Annotated in this window: 17 protein-coding genes; all 17 read left to right on the top strand. The window is 71.1% G+C overall.

The window, feature by feature from the left end:
- Nucleotides 1–51: 51 nt before the first annotated feature.
- The 17 genes from mraY to dnaE all read left to right on the top strand — a co-directional run bounded on the left by mraY (nt 52) and on the right by dnaE (nt 18,640).
- Complete coding sequence (gene mraY, locus ABD875_RS04900) at nt 52–1,122, top strand: phospho-N-acetylmuramoyl-pentapeptide-transferase (RefSeq protein WP_345171786.1); 1,071 nt, start codon at nt 52–54, stop codon at nt 1,120–1,122.
- Nucleotides 1,104–2,570: a UDP-N-acetylmuramoyl-L-alanine--D-glutamate ligase gene (gene murD / locus ABD875_RS04895; protein WP_345171784.1), complete on the top strand. Its 1,467-nt coding sequence runs from the start codon at nt 1,104–1,106 to the stop codon at nt 2,568–2,570. The genes mraY and murD overlap by 19 nt, the downstream gene beginning before the upstream one ends.
- A 19-nt stretch (nt 2,571–2,589) precedes the next feature.
- Complete coding sequence (gene ftsW, locus ABD875_RS04890) at nt 2,590–3,834, top strand: putative lipid II flippase FtsW (protein ID WP_345171783.1); 1,245 nt, start codon at nt 2,590–2,592, stop codon at nt 3,832–3,834.
- 11 nt (nt 3,835–3,845) lie between these two features.
- Nucleotides 3,846–4,916 carry an undecaprenyldiphospho-muramoylpentapeptide beta-N-acetylglucosaminyltransferase gene (gene murG / locus ABD875_RS04885; protein WP_345171781.1) on the top strand — a complete coding sequence of 357 codons (1,071 nt, stop codon included), beginning with the start codon at nt 3,846–3,848 and terminating at the stop codon, nt 4,914–4,916.
- Nucleotides 4,913–6,250, top strand: coding sequence for a UDP-N-acetylmuramate--L-alanine ligase (locus ABD875_RS04880; RefSeq protein ID WP_345171780.1), 1,338 nt, complete (start codon nt 4,913–4,915; stop codon nt 6,248–6,250). Before murG ends, ABD875_RS04880 begins: the two co-directional genes overlap by 4 nt.
- Nucleotides 6,247–6,993 (top strand): cell division protein FtsQ/DivIB, encoded by a 747-nt coding sequence (locus tag ABD875_RS04875; protein ID WP_345171778.1) that lies wholly within the window; start codon nt 6,247–6,249, stop codon nt 6,991–6,993. The genes ABD875_RS04880 and ABD875_RS04875 overlap by 4 nt, the downstream gene beginning before the upstream one ends.
- Before the next feature lie 365 nt (nt 6,994–7,358).
- Nucleotides 7,359–8,528, top strand: coding sequence for a cell division protein FtsZ (gene ftsZ, locus ABD875_RS04870; RefSeq protein WP_345171777.1), 1,170 nt, complete (start codon nt 7,359–7,361; stop codon nt 8,526–8,528).
- Nucleotides 8,525–9,208: a purine nucleoside phosphorylase YfiH/LACC1 family protein gene (locus tag ABD875_RS04865; protein ID WP_345171775.1), complete on the top strand. Its 684-nt coding sequence runs from the start codon at nt 8,525–8,527 to the stop codon at nt 9,206–9,208. The genes ftsZ and ABD875_RS04865 overlap by 4 nt, the downstream gene beginning before the upstream one ends.
- Nucleotides 9,205–9,891 (top strand): YggS family pyridoxal phosphate-dependent enzyme, encoded by a 687-nt coding sequence (locus tag ABD875_RS04860; protein WP_345171774.1) that lies wholly within the window; start codon nt 9,205–9,207, stop codon nt 9,889–9,891. Before ABD875_RS04865 ends, ABD875_RS04860 begins: the two co-directional genes overlap by 4 nt.
- A gap of 37 nt (nt 9,892–9,928) precedes the next feature.
- Nucleotides 9,929–10,429 (top strand): cell division protein SepF, encoded by a 501-nt coding sequence (locus ABD875_RS04855; protein ID WP_345171772.1) that lies wholly within the window; start codon nt 9,929–9,931, stop codon nt 10,427–10,429.
- Between the two features lie 13 nt (nt 10,430–10,442).
- Nucleotides 10,443–10,736: a YggT family protein gene (locus tag ABD875_RS04850; protein WP_345171771.1), complete on the top strand. Its 294-nt coding sequence runs from the start codon at nt 10,443–10,445 to the stop codon at nt 10,734–10,736.
- A gap of 119 nt (nt 10,737–10,855) precedes the next feature.
- Nucleotides 10,856–11,620 (top strand): DivIVA domain-containing protein, encoded by a 765-nt coding sequence (locus ABD875_RS04845; RefSeq protein ID WP_345171769.1) that lies wholly within the window; start codon nt 10,856–10,858, stop codon nt 11,618–11,620.
- Nucleotides 11,621–11,782: 162 nt separating this feature from the next.
- Complete coding sequence (locus ABD875_RS04840; RefSeq protein ID WP_345171767.1) at nt 11,783–12,751, top strand: TraR/DksA family transcriptional regulator; 969 nt, start codon at nt 11,783–11,785, stop codon at nt 12,749–12,751.
- Entirely contained in the window at nt 12,724–13,299 is a 576-nt protein-coding gene (gene lspA / locus ABD875_RS04835; RefSeq protein ID WP_345171766.1) for a signal peptidase II, read from the top strand. The genes ABD875_RS04840 and lspA overlap by 28 nt, the downstream gene beginning before the upstream one ends.
- Nucleotides 13,296–14,231, top strand: a complete 936-nt coding sequence (locus ABD875_RS04830) for an RluA family pseudouridine synthase (RefSeq protein ID WP_345171764.1) — start codon at nt 13,296–13,298, stop codon at nt 14,229–14,231. The genes lspA and ABD875_RS04830 overlap by 4 nt, the downstream gene beginning before the upstream one ends.
- Entirely contained in the window at nt 14,221–14,919 is a 699-nt protein-coding gene (locus ABD875_RS04825; protein WP_345171762.1) for a GNAT family N-acetyltransferase, read from the top strand. The genes ABD875_RS04830 and ABD875_RS04825 overlap by 11 nt, the downstream gene beginning before the upstream one ends.
- Before the next feature lie 172 nt (nt 14,920–15,091).
- Nucleotides 15,092–18,640 carry a DNA polymerase III subunit alpha gene (gene dnaE / locus ABD875_RS04820; protein WP_345171761.1) on the top strand — a complete coding sequence of 1,183 codons (3,549 nt, stop codon included), beginning with the start codon at nt 15,092–15,094 and terminating at the stop codon, nt 18,638–18,640.
- Nucleotides 18,641–18,650: the final 10 nt, after the last annotated feature.

Here is an 18,650-nt window from a genome sequence, read left to right as displayed (position 1 = left end):
CGAGAATGCTGCGTCGGTGTCCACGACAGCGGAGGGAGACGGAAGCACGCCATGAGAGCCATCCTGTTCGGAGGTGGCCTGGCCCTGCTGGTCTCCCTGCTCGGAACCCGCATCGCGATCACCCAGTTCACGCGACTGGGCTACGGCCAGGAGATCCGCGACGACGGACCCACCAGCCATCACACCAAGCGCGGCACGCCCACGATGGGCGGCGTGGTCATCATCCTGGCCACGCTGATCGGTTACCTCGGCGCGAACCTCATCACGCAGACCGAGCCGTCGAAGTCCGCGCTGCTGCTGCTGTTCCTGTTCGTCGGGATGGGCGCTGTCGGCTTCCTCGACGACTACATCAAGATCGTCAAGCAACGCAGCCTGGGCCTGCGCAGCAAGGCCAAGATGATCGGGCAGACCGTGATCGCGCTGATCTTCGGCGTGCTCGCGCTCTCGGACTGGGCCAAGGACGCGGACGGCGACACGCCCGCCTCGGAGAAGATCTCGTTCCTGCGCGAGATCGACTGGCTCGCGCTGCCGATGGTCCTCGCGGTGCTGCTGATCTGGTTCATCATCGTCGCGACCAGCAACGGCGTGAACCTCACCGACGGTCTCGACGGGCTGGCGACGGGCGCCTGCGTGATGGTGTTCGGCGCCTACATGCTCGTGAACATCTGGCAGAACAACCAGTCGTGCGGCGCCGAGGTGAACGACCTCTGCTACAACGTCCGAGATCCGCTCGACCTCGCGGTCGTGGCGGCCGCCATCACCGGGGCCTGCTTCGGCTTCCTGTGGTGGAACGCCTCGCCCGCGGCGATCTTCATGGGCGACACCGGGTCCCTGTCGCTCGGCGCCGCCCTCGCCGGGCTCGCGATCCTGACCCGCACCGAGCTGCTGCTGATCATCCTCGGCGGGCTGTTCCTGGTCGAGACGCTCTCGGTGATGCTGCAGGTCGGCTACTTCAAGGTCACCGGCGGCAAGCGGATCTTCCGGATGGCGCCCCTGCACCACCACTTCGAGATGCTCGGCTGGGAGCAGGTCACGATCGTGATCCGCTTCTGGATCATCACCGGCCTCTGCGTGGCCGCCGGCCTCGGCATCTTCTACGCGGAATGGGTCGCCCGGCTGTGAACGTCGAGCTCCTCGGTCGCCACGACTCCTGGTCGGGCGTCCGGGCCGTCGTCGCGGGCTTCGGCGTGTCCGGGTTCGCCGCGGCCGACAACCTCAACCACCTCGGTGCGCACGTGATCGCGCTCGACGAGTCCGACGCCGGCGACCGCGCCGAGAAGGCGGACCTGCTCCGGGTGCTCGGCGCCGACGTACGCCTCGGGCCCGGCGAGACCGCCACGCTGCCCGACGACGTCGACCTGGTCGTGACCTCGCCCGGCTGGAAGCCCAGCGCGCCGCTGCTCGTCCAGGCGCGCGAGCGCGGCGTACCCGTGTGGGGGGAGGTCGAGCTCGCCTGGCGGCTGCGCGACCCGAACCACCACACCCCGTGGCTGTGCGTGACCGGCACCAACGGCAAGACCACGACCGTGCAGATGCTCGACTCGATCCTGCGCGCCGCCGGGCTGCGCAGCATCGCGGTCGGCAACGTCGGGCTGCCGATCGTCGAGGCGGTCATGGACCCCGAGCCATACGACGTGTTCGCCGTCGAGCTCTCGAGCTTCCAGCTGCACTACACCTACTCCATGAGTGCCGAGTCGGCCGCGGTGCTCAACATCGCCGAGGACCACCTCGACTGGTACGACTCCATGGAGGACTACGCCGCCGACAAGGGCCGCATCTACGAGCGCGTGCAGCGCGCGTGCGTCTACAACGTCGCCGACCCGGAGACCGAGCGGCTGGTGCGTGAGGCCGACGTCGAGGAGGGCGCCCGCGCGATCGGGTTCACGCTCGGCATGCCGTCGGTCGGCATGCTCGGCGTGGTCGAGGACCTGCTCGCCGACCGGGCGTTCATCGAGCAGCGCGACACCAGCGCCGCGGAGCTCTGCACGCTCGAGGACCTCGCCTCGCCGGCGCCGCACTTCGTCGCGAACGCGCTGGCCGCGGCGGCGCTGGCCCGGGCGCACGGTGTCTCCCAGGCCGCGGTCCGCGACGGCCTGCGTGCGTTCCGCCCCGACGGTCACCGGATCGCGGTCGTGGGGGAGCGCGACGGGGTCACCTGGGTCGACGACTCCAAGGCCACCAACCCCCACGCCGCCCAGTCCTCGCTGCAGGCCTACGACCCGGTCGTCTGGGTCGCCGGCGGTTTGGCCAAGGGCGCCCGGTTCGACGACCTCGTGCAGACCGTGCGCGGCCGGCTGCGCGGCGTGGTCCTCCTCGGCCAGGACCGCGACGTGATCGCGGCTGCGCTTTCGCGACACGCGCCGGATGTGCCGGTCATCGTCGTCGACGGCGACGAGACTGGTGGGCACGAACGTGGATCCGTCATGGAGCGCGTCGTGGGCGCCGCGGCCGACCTGGCCCGACCCGGCGACACGGTCCTGCTGGCTCCCGGATGTGCCTCCATGGACATGTTCGCGAACTACGCCGAGCGCGGGGACGCGTTCGCCGACGCCGTACGACGCTGGTTGTAGGAGACAGGGAGGGGACGCGATGACCACCGCGGATCCCCTCGAGGCCCCGGGACGCCGCCGTACGCCCGTGCACGGCTGGTTCCTCGCCGCCCGGCACGCGCTGGACCGGCCGCTCACCGCCTACTACCTGCTGCTCGGGTCGTCGGCGCTGCTGCTCACCATCGGCCTGATCATGGTGCTCAGCGCGTCCAGCGTGTACTCCTACGAGCACAACGGCGGCGACTCGTACGCCGTGGTCAAGCGCCAGCTGCTGTGGGTGGTGGTCGGCGTCCCGTGCGCCTGGATCGCTTCCCGCCTGCCGCACCGCGTGCTGCGCCGGTTCGCCTGGCTCGGCCTGATCGTCTCGATCGTGCTGCTCGCGCTCACCCAGACCGGCCTGGGCGTCGAGGTCAACGGCAACACCAACTGGCTCGGCGTCGGGCCGTTCGTGATCCAGCCCGCCGAGATCGCCAAGCTGGCGATCGTGCTGTGGGCCGCGCACGTGTACGCGCTCAAGGACAAGCGCCTCGACAACTTCCACGAGGTCGTCACACCCGTGGTCCCCGGCCTGCTCGCGGTGATCGCGCTCGTCGTGGCCGGCCACGACCTGGGCACCGCGCTGGTGCTCTTCGCGATCCTGCTCGGCATGCTCTGGGTGGTCGGGGCCCCGGGGCGGCTCTTCGCCTTCATGCTGTCGGTGGTCGCGGTCGCCGCGCTGGGCCTGGCCTCCACCAGCGCCGAGCGCCTCGAGCGGATCACGAACTTCGCCGACCCGTTCAAGGACTTCGCCGGCGCCGGCTGGCAGCCCGCGCACGGCCTGTGGGCGCTGTCGACCGGCGGCGTCTTCGGTCAGGGCATCGGGGCCAGCCAGCAGAAGTGGGGCTCGCTCCCGGAGGCGCACACCGACTTCATCTTCGCGGTGCTTGGCGAGGAGCTCGGGCTGGTCGGCTCGCTGCTCGTGGTCGGGCTGTTCCTCACGATCGCGTTCGCCGGCATCCGCGTCGCGACCCACACCGACGACCCGTTCGTGCGCTACGCGACGTTCGGCATCGTCGTCTGGCTGCTCGGCCAGATGATGATCAACGTCGGCATGGTCCTCGCGCTGCTCCCGGTCATCGGCATCCCGCTGCCGCTGGTGTCGTACGGCGGCTCGGCGCTGCTGCCGTCGCTGGTCGCGCTCGGGCTGCTGATCGGCTTCGCCCGACGCGAGCCGGAGGCCGCCCGCGCCCTCGCCCAGCGCCGCAAGGCCCGCTCCGCCGGTCTGTCGGCGGGCCGCGTCTCCTAGGGTTGAGTCCGATGCGCGTTCTACTCGCCGGCGGCGGCACCGCCGGCCACACCTCGCCCCTGCTCGCCACCGCCGACGCACTCCGCCGGATCCGTCCCGACGTGGAGATCACCTGCCTCGGCACGCCGCGCGGCCTCGAGAACAAGGTCGTCCCGGAGGCCGGCTACCCGCTCGAGCTGATCCCGCCCGTGCCGCTGCCGCGCAAGCCCAACGCCGACTTCTTCAAGGTCCCGGCCCGGCTGCGCGCCGCGGTCAAGGAGACCCGCGCGGTGCTCGATCGGGTCCGCCCCGACGTCGTCGTCGGGTACGGCGGCTACGTCTCGATGCCGCTCTACCTCGCGGTCCGCAAGGGCCAGGTCCCGTTGGTGATCCACGAGCAGAACGCCGTACCGGGGCTGGCGAACAAGGCCGGCGCGCGGTTCGCGCGGCGGGTCGCGGTGAGCTTCCCGGACACTCCGCTGACGAGGGCGGAGTACGTCGGCCTCCCGATCCGCCCGATGATCTCCGGGCTCGACCGGGCGGCGCTGCGCGCGGAGGCGCGGGCGTTCTTCGGTCTCGACCCGGACCGGCAGACCCTGCTGGTGACCGGGGGGTCGCAGGGCGCGCGTCGGCTCAACCAAGCGGTGTCCGGCGCCGCGGCGCAGCTGGCCGCGGCGGGCGTGCAGGTGCTGCATGCCCAGGGCAAGCATGGCGGGGCGGAACCCGCCGCGACCGACGTGCCGTACGTCGTGGTCGAGTACATCGACCGCATGGACCTGGCCTTCGCCGCCGCCGACCTGGTGCTGTGCCGCTCGGGGGCGAACAGCGTCACCGAGGCCGCGGCCGTCGGTCTGCCCGCCGTGTTCGTGCCGCTGCCGATCGGCAACGGCGAGCAGGTGAAGAACGCCCAGCCCGTCGTCGACGCCGGCGGTGCCCTGGTCGTCGCGGACGCCGACCTCACGACCGAGTGGGTCGCCGGCAACGTGCCCGCGCTCGCCGCCGACACCGCGCGGCTCTCCGCGATGGGCGCCGCCGCGGCGACCGTGATCCCGCGCGACGCCGACGAGAAGCTCGCGCGGATCATCCTCGAGGTCGCCGGATGAAGGTCCCGGTCCCGGACGAGATCCTCCCGGCCGACCGGCTGGGCCGCGTCCACTTCGTCGGCATCGGCGGCGCCGGGCTGTCCGGCATCGCGCGGATCATGCTGGCCCGCGGCATCACCGTGAGCGGCAGCGACGGCGTCGACTCCCCGACCCTCGACGCCCTGCGGGCGCTCGGCGCAACGGTCCACCTCGGCCACGCCGCGGCCCAGGTCGGTGACGCGGACACGCTCGTGGTCTCGACCGCGGTCCGCGAGGACAACCCCGAGTACCTCGAGGCGGTACGCCGCGGCCTCCGCGTCCTGCCGCGGTCGGCGGCCCTCGCCGCCGTGATGGCCGACCGCCGGGTGGTCGCCGTCGCCGGCACGCACGGCAAGACGACCACCACGTCGCTGCTGACGACCGCGCTGCAGGTCGCGGGCGCGGACCCGTCGTACGCGATCGGCGGCGACCTCACCGCGACCGGCCTCAACGCGGCCGACGGCGCGGGCGACCTGTTCGTCGCCGAGGCCGACGAGAGCGACGGCGCGTTCCTGCACTACGCGCCGTACGCCGCGATCGTCACGAACGTCGAGGCCGACCACCTCGACAACTGGGGGACCGAGGAGGCCTACCGCGCCGCGTTCGACGAGTTCGCCGACACCCTGCACCCCGACGGCTTCCTGGTCTGCTGCGTCGACGACCCCGGTGCCGCCGCGCTGGCCGCGCGGCAGCGCGCCGCCGGCCGCCGGGTGGTCGAGGTGTCCGCCGGCGCGCCGGGCGCGCTGGCCGGGGTGACGCTCTGGTCGCCCGGTGAGCACTACCTCGCCGACGCGCTCGCGGCGCTGGCCGCCGGCGTGGAGCTCGGCTACGACACCGACGCGCTGGTGCGCGGGATCGCGTCGTACACCGGCACCAAGCGCCGGATGGAGCGCAAGGGCGAGGCCGGGGGAGTGCGGGTCTACGACAGCTACGCCCACCACCCGACCGAGATCGCGGGCGACCTGCAGGCCGCCCGCGCGATCGCCGGGACCGGGCGCGTGGTCGTGGCGTTCCAGCCGCACCTGGTCTCGCGCACCCGCATCTTCGGCGCCCAGATGGGCGAGGCGCTCGGCGCCGCCGACGAGGTCGTCGTGCTCGACGTCTACCTCGCCCGTGAGGAGGCCGACCCGGAGGTGACCGGCGCGTTCGTCGCGGCCGCGGTTCCGCTGCCGGCCGAGCGGGTCGCGTACGTCGCGTCGTTCGACGACGTCGCCGGCGAGCTCGCCGCGCGGGCACGCCCGGGAGACCTGGTGCTGACGCTCGGCGCCGGCACCGTGACCGAGATCGGGCCGCGGGTCCTGGAGCTGTTGGGATGACCGACACGGGCACGGGCATCGACCCCGTGGTCGACGAGCGGACCCGGAAGCGGTTCGCCCGCCGGCAGTGGGCCCGCCGGTGGCTGACCTGGCGCTACGTCGTGGCCGCAGCGGTCGTCGTGCTGCTCGTGGTCGGCGGGGTCTGGCTCGTGTACTTCTCGTCCCTGCTGTCCGTGCAGGGCGTCGAGGTGGAGGGCACGGGGAGCCTCAGCGACGCCCAGATCCGCGCCGCCGCCGCCGTACCGGAGGGCGAGGCCCTCGCCACCGTCGACCTCGACCGGATCCGCACCCGCGTCGAGGCCCTGGCCGGCGTCCGCTCCGCCGACGTCTCGCGGCAGTGGCCGGACCAGGTCCTGATCCGTGTCGAGGAGCGCGAGGCGGTCGCGGTCGTCGAGATCGCCGGCCGGTTGCGCGGGATGGACGAGGACGGCGTGGTCTTCGAGGACTACGCCAAGGCTCCGGACCTCCCGCGCGTGCAGACCGGCGCCGACACCGGGAGCGAGGCGCTGCGCGAGGGCGCCCTCGTGATCGCCGCGCTGCCCACCGACCTCGCCGAGATGGTCGACCACGTCGAGGTCGACACCGTCGACGAGATCTCCCTCGTCCTGCGCGACGGCCGCTTGGTGGTCTGGGGGAGCGCGGACCAGTCCGATCTCAAGGCGACCGTGCTGGAGAGCCTGCTCGGCCAGCAGGCGCAGCGGTACGACGTCAGCGTCCCCGGGCAGCCGACCACCAGCAACTGAGCGCGTCGTCGGCGCGGGGTGGGCGGGTTGCTGATGTCTCAGGTTCACCACGGTATGTAGGCGAACCTGCACTTCCCCATGGTCTGCATGCCATGGGAAGTGACGCTGCGCCTGGATCACATGGTGAACCTGCGACGACACCACCACGACAACACCAGCCGCGACGACACCGCCCACGCCACGCACAACCACCGCGAACTCGACCGACCGCGGCGTGTCGCCGCGGATCCGGCGACGCGGCTGCCTACTGTCGTGACCACGGCGAGGTTGACATAACTATAACCCTCAGCCTGAGGGTCAGAGTTGAGGGACACGCCGACCGGACTCCGTAGGACACAGCACTCGACGAGCGAAGGGCGAAAGCCGTGGCAGCAGCACAGAACTACCTGGCCATCATCAAGGTCGTGGGCATCGGTGGTGGTGGTGTCAACGCCGTCAACCGGATGATCGAGGTCGGCCTCAAGGGCGTCGAGTTCATCGCGATCAACACCGACGCGCAGGCGCTGCTGATGAGCGACGCCGACGTGAAGCTCGACATCGGCCGCGAGCTCACCCGCGGCCTCGGCGCCGGCGCGAACCCCGATGTCGGCGCGCGCGCCGCCGAGGACCACGCCGACGAGATCGAAGAGGTCATGAAGGGCGCCGACATGGTCTTCGTGACCGCCGGCGAGGGTGGCGGCACCGGCACCGGCGGCGCACCCGTCGTGGCCCGGATCGCCCGCAGCCTCGGCGCGCTGACCATCGGCGTCGTGACCCGGCCGTTCGCGTTCGAGGGCCGCCGCCGGGCGAACTCCGCCGACGAGGGCATCGAGCAGCTCCGCGAGGAGGTCGACACCCTGATCGTGATCCCGAACGACCGGCTGCTGTCGATCAGCGACCGCAACGTCTCGGTCCTCGACGCGTTCAAGCAGGCCGACCAGGTGCTGCTGCAGGGTGTCTCCGGCATCACCGACCTCATCACCACCCCCGGCCTGATCAACCTCGACTTCGCCGATGTGAAGTCGGTGATGTCGAACGCCGGCTCCGCGCTCATGGGCATCGGCTCCGCGCGCGGCGAGGACCGCTCGGTCGCCGCGGCGGAGATGGCCGTGTCCAGCCCGCTGCTCGAGGCCAGCATCGACGGCGCGCACGGCGTGCTGCTCTCGATCGCCGGTGGCTCCGACCTCGGCCTGTTCGAGATCAACGAGGCCGCCGCGCTGGTCGCCGAGGCCGTGCACCCCGAAGCGAACATCATCTTCGGAGCGACCATCGACGACGCCCTCGGCGACGAGGTCCGGGTCACGGTGATCGCCGCCGGCTTCGACGGCGGGATGCCCAAGCGCCGCGACGAGGGCACGGTGCTGCGTCGCGAGCCGCGGCAGGCCACCGCCCCCGCCGCCAAGCCCGCGGCCGCCCCGGAGGCGTCCGAGGAGGCCAAGGAGAAGGAGAAGGTCGCGGCCGGCGCCCAGGCGACCAGCCCGTCGGCCCCCAAGCCGGTGCCGACGCAGGTCCAGTTCGACGACGACGACCTGGACATCCCCGACTTCCTCAAGTGACGTTCTCGTTCATCGACACCGTGCCGGTCACGACCGGCACGGTGTCGGTCGCGTTCACGGACGCCTCCCTCGACCTCGGCGACCTCGCGCCGGAGGACGTCCGGGCCGCCGGGCTCGCCGAGATCGCGTCGGTGACGGGCGCGACGCCGTACCTGATGCACCAGGTCCACGGCGCGACCGTGCGCGAGGTCACCGACGCCGAGGGCTTCCCCGACGCCGACGGCCTGGTCACCCGCGCCACCGGGGTCGCGCTGCTGACCCGCGCCGCCGACTGCGTGCCCGTGCTGCTGGCCGCCGAGACCGGCGAGATCGGTGCCGCGCACGCCGGCCGGGAGGGCGTACGCCGCGGGGTGGTCACCGCGACCGTCGAGCGTCTCCAGGCGCTCGGGGCTCGCGGCCTGCGCGCCTGGGTCGGCCCGCACATCTGCGGCGGCTGCTACGAGGTGCCGGAGGAGCTGCGCGAGGACATCGCGGCGGCGGTGCCGGCCACCCGCGCCACGACCACCTGGGGCACCCCGTCGCTCGACCTCGGTGCGGGCGTCCTCGCCCAGCTCGCCGGGTCCGGGATTCCGGTCGTCGAGGCCGGGGGCTGCACCCGCGAGGACCTCACCCTGCACTCCTACCGGCGCGACGGCGCGGCCGCCGGCCGGCTGGCCGGTGTCGTCTGGAGGACCCCGTGAGCCGGCGCGACGAGCTCGCCGCCAACCTCGAGACGGTCCGAGGCCGGATCGCGGCCGCCTGCGGCGAGGCGGGGCGCGACCCCGGCGAGGTGCGGCTGGTCGTGGTGACGAAGTACTTCCCCGCGAGCGACGTGCGCCTGCTCGCCGAGCTCGGCGTCACCGACGTGGGGGAGAACCGGCACCAGGAGGCCGAGGCGAAGGCCGCCGAGTGCGCCGACCTCGGCCTCACCTGGCACTTCATCGGCGGGCTGCAGAGCAACAAGGCTGCGGCGGTCGCGGCGTACGCCGACGTCGTCGAGTCGGTCGACCGGGTGAAGCTGGTCGCGCCGCTGGCGCGTCCCGGGCGTGCCGTCGACGTACTGCTCCAGGTCAGCCTGGACCCGCCCGGACGCGAGGGCCGCGCCGGTGCGGACCCCGCCGACCTCGCCGCGCTCGCGGCGCGGGTCGCCGAGACCGAGCCGCTCCGGCTGCGCGGGCTGATGGCGGTCGCACCCCTCGGCGAGGACCCGGACCCCGCCTTCGCGCGTCTCGCGGCCGTGCACCGCGACCTGCTCGCCGACCACCCCGGAGCCACCTGGCTCTCGGCGGGCATGAGCGGCGACCTCGAGCACGCCGTACGACATGGCGCGACACACGTACGGATCGGCTCGGCGGTCCTCGGTTCGAGGCCGTCGGTCCAGTAATGTCCCAATCACCACACCATCACCGGAGGACACAGGCATGAGCGGCGCGATGCGCAGGATCGGCGAGTACCTCGGCCTGCTCGAGGACACCGGACGATACGACGACGAGTACCACGAGTACGACGAGTTCGAGACCCAGGAGACCGCTCCGGTCGCCGTCCGCCCGGCCAAGCCGAGCCGTACGCCTGCGCCCGCACCCGTGTCCGACCTCTCCGAGCGCCGCCGTCCGGCGACCGGACCTACTGGAGTGGTGGCCGAGCTGTCCCGCATCACGACCCTGCACCCGCGCACCTACAACGAGGCGCGCTCCGTCGGCGAGAACTTCCGCGAGGGCACGCCGGTGATCATGAACCTCTCCGAGATGGACGACGCCGACGCCAAGCGTCTCGTCGACTTCGCGGCTGGGCTCGTGTTTGCCACTCGTGGCACCATCGAGCGCATCACCAACAAGGTGTTCCTGCTCTCTCCGCCTAACGTCTCGGTCGCTGCCGAGGACAAGCAGCGCATCGTCGAGGGCGGGTTCTTCAACCAGAGCTAGGACGCGCTGTCACGTGGAAGCTGTTGGAATCGTGCTGGAGGTCGTCCTGTGGACCTTCATCGCACTGCTGTGGATCCGGTTCGTCGTGGACTGGGTCCAGGTCTTCGCCCGGTCGTGGTCGCCGCACGGCGTGCTCCTGGTCGCGCTCGAGGGCGTGTACTCGACCACCGACCCGCCGATCAAGGCCCTGCGCCGGGTGATCCCGCCGCTGCGGATCGGGAGCGTGTCCCTGGACCTGAGCTTCCTGATCGTGATGATCGCCGCTTATGTGCTGCTCCGGGTCAACCGGGAGATCTTCCTGGCGTGATCGCTGGTGTGATCTGGGTGCACACTGGTGCTGGTGGTCCGTGACTGCCGGCACAGACGCTATTGTTCGACCGATAGTTGCTTGACCAGTACGTAGACGATTCCGCTGACGATTGATGAATGGGTGAGGTCATGCCGCTGACGCCTGAGGACGTGAGCAACAAGCGCTTTACTCCAGTCCGGCTCCGTGAGGGCTACGACATGGGTGAGGTCGACCAGTTCCTCGACGAGGTGGAGGCCGAGCTCGCTCGACTCACCAAGGAGAACGACGACCTCCGGGCCAAGCTGTCGTCCGCGCAGAGTGGTGGCGGGGTCGGCGGCGGGGTCACCGAGACCGCACCGCAGCCCGTCGTCCAGGAGAAGGCGCCCGAGCCGGAGCCCGCTCCGGTCGCGGCTCCCACCCCGGTCGTCGCCGCGAGCCCGGTCGAGACGATCCGCGTCGAGACCGTCCCCGAGGCGTCCAACGCCGCGGCCCGGCTGCTCGAGATCGCGACCCGCAACGCCGACGAGCTGGTCGAGGACGCGAAGAACGAGGCCGACAAGATCGTCGGCGAGGCCCGCACCAAGGCCGAGCGCCTGGAGTCGGAGTCCAAGGTCAAGGCCGACCGCCTCGAGTCCGACGCCCGCACCCGTGCGCAGATGCTCGACTCCGAGACTGCCGAGCGTCGCCGTCAGATGTTCGGTGACCTCGAGAAGGAGCGGGACAAGCTCAACCTGGACGTGGAGAACCTCCGCTCGTTCGAGCGCGAGTACCGCTCCCGCCTGAAGAGCTACTTCACCCAGCAGCTCGAGGCCCTGGGCGTCGGTGCCGAGCCGACCGGCTCCAGCGACGACCAGCCGGCCCCGAAGCGGCTCCGCTCGATCCTCGGCGAGGACGAGTCCTAAGGCTCCACGCACCTCAGCTCGACGCGACCGGTCCCCACCTGGGGGCCGGTCGTTTCGACGTTCCCCGGTGCGCCTGATTTGAGGCGCCTGGGGTCACCGGCTACCCTCCACGCACACCTGTGGCACAGCCCACAGCCGCCGATGCCCGGAGGAGACCGTCCCATGGCTCGCAGCACGAGGAAGTCGCTCGCCGGACAAGCGGCCTCCGCGGCCCGCAAGGTGATCGCGAAGAAGGCCCCTGCCAAGAAGGCTCCCGCCGCCACGAAGGCGGCCAAGGCCAACGGCACGGCGGCCAAGACGACACCGACCCGCAAGACCGTGGCGGCCAAGGCGGCTCCGGCGAAGAAGGCGGCTCCGGCGAAGAAGGCGGCTCCGGCGAAGAAGGCGGCTCCGGCGAAGAAGGCGGCCCCGGCGAAGAAGGCGGCCCCGGCGAAGAAGGCGGCCCCGGCGAAGAAGGCGGCCCCGGCGAAGAAGGCGGCCCCGGCGAAGAAGGCGGCCCCGGCGAAGAAGGCGGCCCCGGCGAAGAAGGCCGCACCGGCGAAGAAGGCCGCACCGGCGAAGAAGGCCGCTCCGGCGAAGAAGGCCGCTCCGGCGAAGAAGGCCGCTCCGGCGAAGAAGGCGGCACCGGCGAAGGTGGCAGCATCCAAGGCCCCCGCCGCGAAGGCGGCACCCGCGAAGAAGGCCGCACCGGTCAAGAAGGCACCAGTCAAGAAGGCACCGGCCCGCAAGGCTCCGGTCAGTGCGCTGGTCGTCCAGGCCGGCGAGGCCGCGTGGACCAAGGCCGAGCTCAAGGAGGTGCTCGACGAGCTGCACGAGCAGCGCGAGCACAGCAACGAGATCGTCGAGAGCCTCGACACCGAGCTCAACGGCCTGATGCGCGACTCCGGCGACGGCGCCGGGCAGGACCAGGCCGACGTCGGCGCGACCAGCTTCGAGCGGGACCACGAGCTCACGGTGCTCAACAGCGAGCGCGACAAGCTCGCCCAGATCGACCGGGCCCTGGCGCGCATCGACGACGGCACGTACGGCGTGTGCGAGTCCTGCGGCAACCCGATCGGGAAGATGCGGCTCATGGCGTTCCCGCGTGCCACACTGTGCATGACATGCAAGCAGCGCGAGGAGCGTCGCTGACCGGCGACGCGAACGAACCGGACGACATCCAGGCGAACCGACCCCGCGGCTTGCGGCTTCGGCACCTCGCCCTCTTCGCGGCGGTCGCCCTGGTGGCGTACACCGTCGACGTGGTCTCGAAGGTCCTTGCCGTCGAGCACCTGTCGGACCGCCCGGACGTCGAGCTGGTCGGCGACTTCTTCGTCCTGCACCTCGTGCGCAACCCGGGCGCCGCGTTCAGCACCGGCACCGGCTACACCGCCGTGTTCAGCTGCCTGGCGATCGTCGCCGTGCTGGTGGTCCTCTACCTGGTACGCCGGATCGGCAGCGCCGGCTGGGCGGTGGCCCTCGGCCTGTTGCTCGCCGGCGTGTCGGGCAACCTCACCGACCGGCTGCTGCGGGAGCCGGGCCCGCTGCGCGGCCACGTCATCGACATGTTCATGCTGCCGAACTGGCCGGTCTTCAACGTCGCGGACATCTGCATCAACGCGGCCGCCGTGCTGATCCTCATCCAGGTGTACCGCGGTGTCCGCATCGACGGCAGCCGCGTGCCGAAGGACGAGAGGTGAGCGGCGCCGACCACCGGGTGCTCACCGTGCCCGAGGGTCTCGCTGGTGAGCGCGTCGACGCGGCGATGGCGCGCCTGTTCGGCCTGTCTCGCACCCGCTCGGCGGACCTGATCGCGCAGGGCCACGTGCTGCTGGACGGCGCCGCCGTCGGCAAGAGCGACCGGGTGCTGCCCGGCTCGACCCTCGACGTGACGATCCCGATCGAGGCCGACCCGCTCGCGGTCGTGCCCGAGGTCGTCGAGGGGATCAAGATCATCCACGACGACGACGCGATCGTCGTGATCGACAAGCCGGTCGGCGTCGCCGTGCACCCGTCCCCGGGCTGGTCCGGCCCGACCGTGGTCGGTCACCTCGCCGGCGCCGGCTTCCGGATCTCCACCAGCGGCGCGTCCGAGCGGCAGGGCATCGTGCAGCGCCTCGACGTGGGGACGTCCGGCGTGATGGTGATCTGCAAGTCCGAGCACGCCTACTCCGTGCTGAAGAACGCCTTCCGCCACCGCACAGTCGACAAGGTCTACCACGCGCTCGTGCAGGGTCATCCCGACCCGCTCGAGGGCACCATCGACGCCCCGATCGGGCGGCACCCGAAGTCGGACTGGAAGTTCGCGGTGATGGCCGACGGCCGGCACAGCGTCACCCACTACGAGACGCTCGAGGCGCACCGGTTCGCGAGCCTGCTCGAGGTGCACCTCGAGACCGGGCGCACGCACCAGATCCGGGTGCACATGGCGGCGCTGAAGCATCCCTGCGTCGGCGACCTGACCTACGGCGCCGACCCGACGCTCGCGAAGCGGGTCGGGCTCGAGCGGCAGTGGCTGCACGCGATGCGGCTCGGCTTCGAGCACCCGGAGACGGGGGAGCAGGTCGAGTACGAGTCGTCGTACCCCGACGACCTCGCCCACGCCCTGGACGTGATCCGCGATGCCCACTGACGACCTGCTGCTGAGGCCCGCGACCGACGCGGACCTGGCAGCGATCGTCGCGGTGCAGATCGCGTCGCGGGAGGCCGCGGCGATGCCGCCCGGGATCCATCCGGCGCACGAGGTCACCGCGTGGTTGACCGCCAGGCTGGCGACCGACGACGTGTGGGTCGCGGAGTCCGACGGTGTGGTCGTCGGCTACGCCCGGATCACGGCCGGCTGGCTCGACGACCTGTACGTCGTGCCGGAGCGCGCCGGCCAGGGCGTCGGCTCCGCGCTGCTCGACGTCGTGAAGGCGCAGCAGCCCGACGGCTTCTGCCTCTGGGTCTTCGAGATGAACACCCCCGCCCGCGGCTTCTACGCCCGGCACGGCCTGGTCGAGCTGGAGCGCACCGACGGCTCCGGGAACGAGGAGAAGGCCCCGGACATCCGGATGGCCTGGCCGGGGGCCGACCCGCTCGCGTTCTACCGCCGCCTGATCGACGAGGTCGACGAGCAGCTCGGCGACCTGCTGGCCCGCCGCGCCGCGCTCACCCAGGCCGTCCAGGCCCACAAGGGCGAGCCGACGCGGGACCCCGAGCGCGAGCACGAGATCGCCGCTGCGCTGGCCCGGCGCGCGCCCGCGCTCGGCCACGACCGGCTGTCGCGGATCCTGCAGGCGATCATCACCGAGAGCATCGACGCGGCCACCGAGCTGTAGGGCCGCGGCGACCCGCTGTCGGTGGGTCGTGACACTCTCCCTAATGCCGGATCGAGTGCGGCCGTGGCGTTAGGGTGGGGACCTTCCCCCAACCGGCGCCAGGACCGCTTCGTGGCTCTGGTCCGTCATGCCCGCAGAACCGAGACCGACAGCCGAGGAGTGGCCCGCGACGATGGCGAACGGCTCCCAGGACTCCTTCGTCCACCTGCACGTCCACACCGAGTACTCCATGCTCGACGGTGCCTCGCTGCTCGACGGCCTCTTCACGCGGGTGGTGGACCAGGGCATGCCCGCCATCGCGATGACCGACCACGGCAACCTGCACGGCGCGTTCGACTTCTACTCCAAGGCCCGCAAGTACGGCGTCAAGCCGATCATCGGCATCGAGGCCTACATCACGCCCGGCACCCCGCGCGGCGAGCGCAAGCGGGTCCGCTGGGGCAGCGGTGACGCCGCGGAGGAGGGCGGCAACGACGTCGCCGGCGCCGGTGCCTACACCCACATGACGATGTGGGCCGAGAACACCGAGGGCATGCACAACCTGTTCCGGCTGTCCTCCCGCTCCAGCCTCGAGGGCTTCTTCTACAAGCCCCGGATGGACAAGGAGATCCTCCAGGAGCACAGCAAGGGGCTGATCGTCAGCACCGGCTGCCCCAGCGGCGCGATCCAGACCCGCCTGCGCCTGGGCCAGTGGGACGAGGCGGTCCGCGAGGCGGGCGAGCTGCAGGACATCTTCGGGCGCGACAACGTCTTCCTCGAGCTGATGGACCACGGCATCTCGATCGAGAAGCGGGTCCGCGACGACCTGCTCAAGCTCGGCCGTGAGCTCGGCATCCCGCCGCTGGCCACCAACGACTCGCACTACAACAACCCCGAGGACGCCGACGCCCACGACGCCCTGATCTGCGTCGCGTCCGGCAAGCGGCTCTCGGACACCAACCGCCTCAAGTTCGACGGCGGCGGCTACTACATCAAGTCCGCAGCCGAGATGCGCGAGCTCTGGACCGGGTTCGACCTGGCCGAGGCGTGCGACAACACCCTCGCGATCGCCGAGCGCTGCGAGGTCGAGTTCGTCGAGTCCACCGGCGGCTACATGGCCCGCGCCGACGTGCCGGAGGGCGAGACCGAGGAGACCTGGTTCCGCAAGGAGGTGTGGCGCGGCATCGAGGCCCGCTACCCCGGCGACCGGCTGACCCAGGAGGTCAAGGACCGCGTCGAGATGGAGCTCGCGATCATCTCGCAGAAGGGCTACTGCGGGTACTACCTCGTGGTCGCCGACTTCATCCAGTGGTCCAAGCGCAACGGCATCCGCGTCGGCCCCGGCCGCGGCTCGGGCGCGGGCTCGATCGCGGCGTACGCCCTGAGCATCACCGACCTGTGCCCGCTCGAGCACGGTCTGTTCTTCGAGCGCTTCCTCAACCCCGAGCGCCCGTCGATGCCCGACTTCGACATCGACTTCGACGACCACCGCCGCGGCGAGGTCATCCAGTACGTCACGCAGAAGTACGGCGCGGACCGCGTCGCCCAGATCGCGACGTTCGGCCGGCTCAAGGCCAAGGCCGCGATCAAGGACGCCGCGCGCGTGCTCGACCACGGCTTCGCGATCTCGGACCGGATCACCAAGGCGCTGCCGGCGGACGTCATGGGCAAGGGCGTCGCGCTCAAGGACATCTTCGACCCCAACCACAAGCGGTACGGCGAGGGCGGCGAGTTCCGCGCGCTGCACGACCAGGACCCCGACGTCCGCACGATCTACAACACCGCGGTCGGCCTCGAGGGCCAGATCCGCAACTGGGGCGTGCACGCAGCAGGCGTGATCATGTCCAGCGAGCCGCTGATCGACATCGTGCCGCTGATGGCCCGCCCGCAGGACGGCGCGGTCATCACCCAGTTCGACTACCCGATGTGCGAGGCGCTCGGGCTGGTCAAGATGGACTTCCTCGGCCTGAGCAACCTGCACATCCTCGACGACGCCGTCGCGAACATCGAGGCCAACCGCGGTGAGAAGGTCGTCCTCGAGGAGCTGCCCTTCGACGACCGGCCCACCTACGAGCTGATGGGCCGCGGCGACACGCTCGGCGTGTTCCAGCTCGATGGTGGTGGCATGCGCGCGCTGCTGCGCTCGATGCAGCCCGACCAGTTCGCCGACATCACCGCGGTCAGCGCGCTCTACCGCCCCGGTCCGATGGGCGCGGACTCCCACAACAAGTACGCCCACCGCAAGAACGGCCGCCAGCCGATCGAGCCGATCCACCCCGCGCTCGCCGAGGCGCTCGAGCCGGTGCTGGGAGAGACCTACGGCCTGATCGTGTACCAGGAGCAGGTCATGGCGATCGCGCAGGTGCTCGCGGGCTTCTCGCTGGGCGCCGCGGACAACATGCGCCGCGCGATGGGCAAGAAGAAGAAGGAGGAGCTCGACAAGCAGTACGCCGGCTTCGAGGCCGGCATGCTCGAGCGGGGCTATCCCCAGGACGCCGTCAAGACGCTCTGGGAGATCCTGGTCCCCTTCGCCGACTACGCGTTCAACAAGTCGCACTCCGCGGCGTACGGCGTCATCACGTACTGGACCGCCTACCTCAAGGCCAACTACCCGGCCGAGTACATGGCCGCGCTGCTGACGTCCGCCAAGGACGACAAGGACAAGCTCGCGATCTACCTCAACGAGTGCCGCCGGATGAAGATCCAGGTGCTTCCGCCGGACGTCAACGAGTCCGCCCACGACTTCACGCCGGTCGGCAACGACATCCGCTTCGGCCTCACCGCGATCCGCAACGTCGGCGCGAACGTCGTCGACGGCATCGTGTCCGCGCGCGAGGACAGCCGCTACGAGCACTTCAACGACTTCCTCTCGAAGGTGCCGGCCAACGTCTGCAACAAGCGGGTCATCGAGTCGCTCATCTACGCCGGCGCCTTCGACGACATGAAGCACAAGCGCCGCGCGCTGCACCTGATCCACGAGGAGGCGACCGACCGGTACGCCGGCCTCAAGCGCGAGGACGAGGGCCAGGACTCCCTGTTCGGCGGTCTCGACACCGCCGAGGAGGTCGGCTTCGACGTCAGTGTCGCGATCCCCGAGATCGACGAGTGGGACAAGATGACGCTGCTCGGCTTCGAGCGCGGGATGCTCGGCCTCTACGTCTCCGACCACCCGTTGCTCGGTCTCGAGCACCTGCTCGCCAACGGCACCGACTGCACCATCGGCCAGCTGATGATGGACGAGAACCGGCAGGACGGCAGCCCGATCACGGTGTCCGGCCTGGTCACCTCGGTGCAGCGCAAGATCACCAAGCGTGGCGACGCGTGGGCGCTGGTCACGGTCGAGGACCTCGACGGCGCCATCGACGTGCTGCTGTTCCCGAGCGCCTGGCAGCTGTGCGGCCACCTGGTGGCCGACGACGCGATCATCACCGTCAAGGGCCGGCTCTCGCGCAGCAAGGAGCAGCCCGAGATCATGGGCCAGGAGGTCAGCCTGGTCGACACCAGCGCCGGCCCGAGCGGTCCGGTGGTGATCAACCTGCCGCAGACCCGGGTCAACGACGCCGTCGTCGGGCACCTCAAGGACGTCCTCGCCACGCACGCCGGCACCAACGAGGTGCACCTGCGGCTGCGGATGCGCGACAAGACGATCGTGCTGAACCTCGAGCGCCACCGCGTCACGCCCAGCCCGGCCTTGTACGCCGACCTCAAGCACCTGCTGGGCCCCGGATGCCTGACCGGGTGACGGGCCGACC

It is taken from the genome of Nocardioides caricicola (genome assembly GCF_039541135.1).
Taxonomy (GTDB): domain Bacteria; phylum Actinomycetota; class Actinomycetes; order Propionibacteriales; family Nocardioidaceae; genus Nocardioides; species Nocardioides caricicola.
This window is presented reverse-complemented; position numbering and strand designations above follow the sequence as displayed.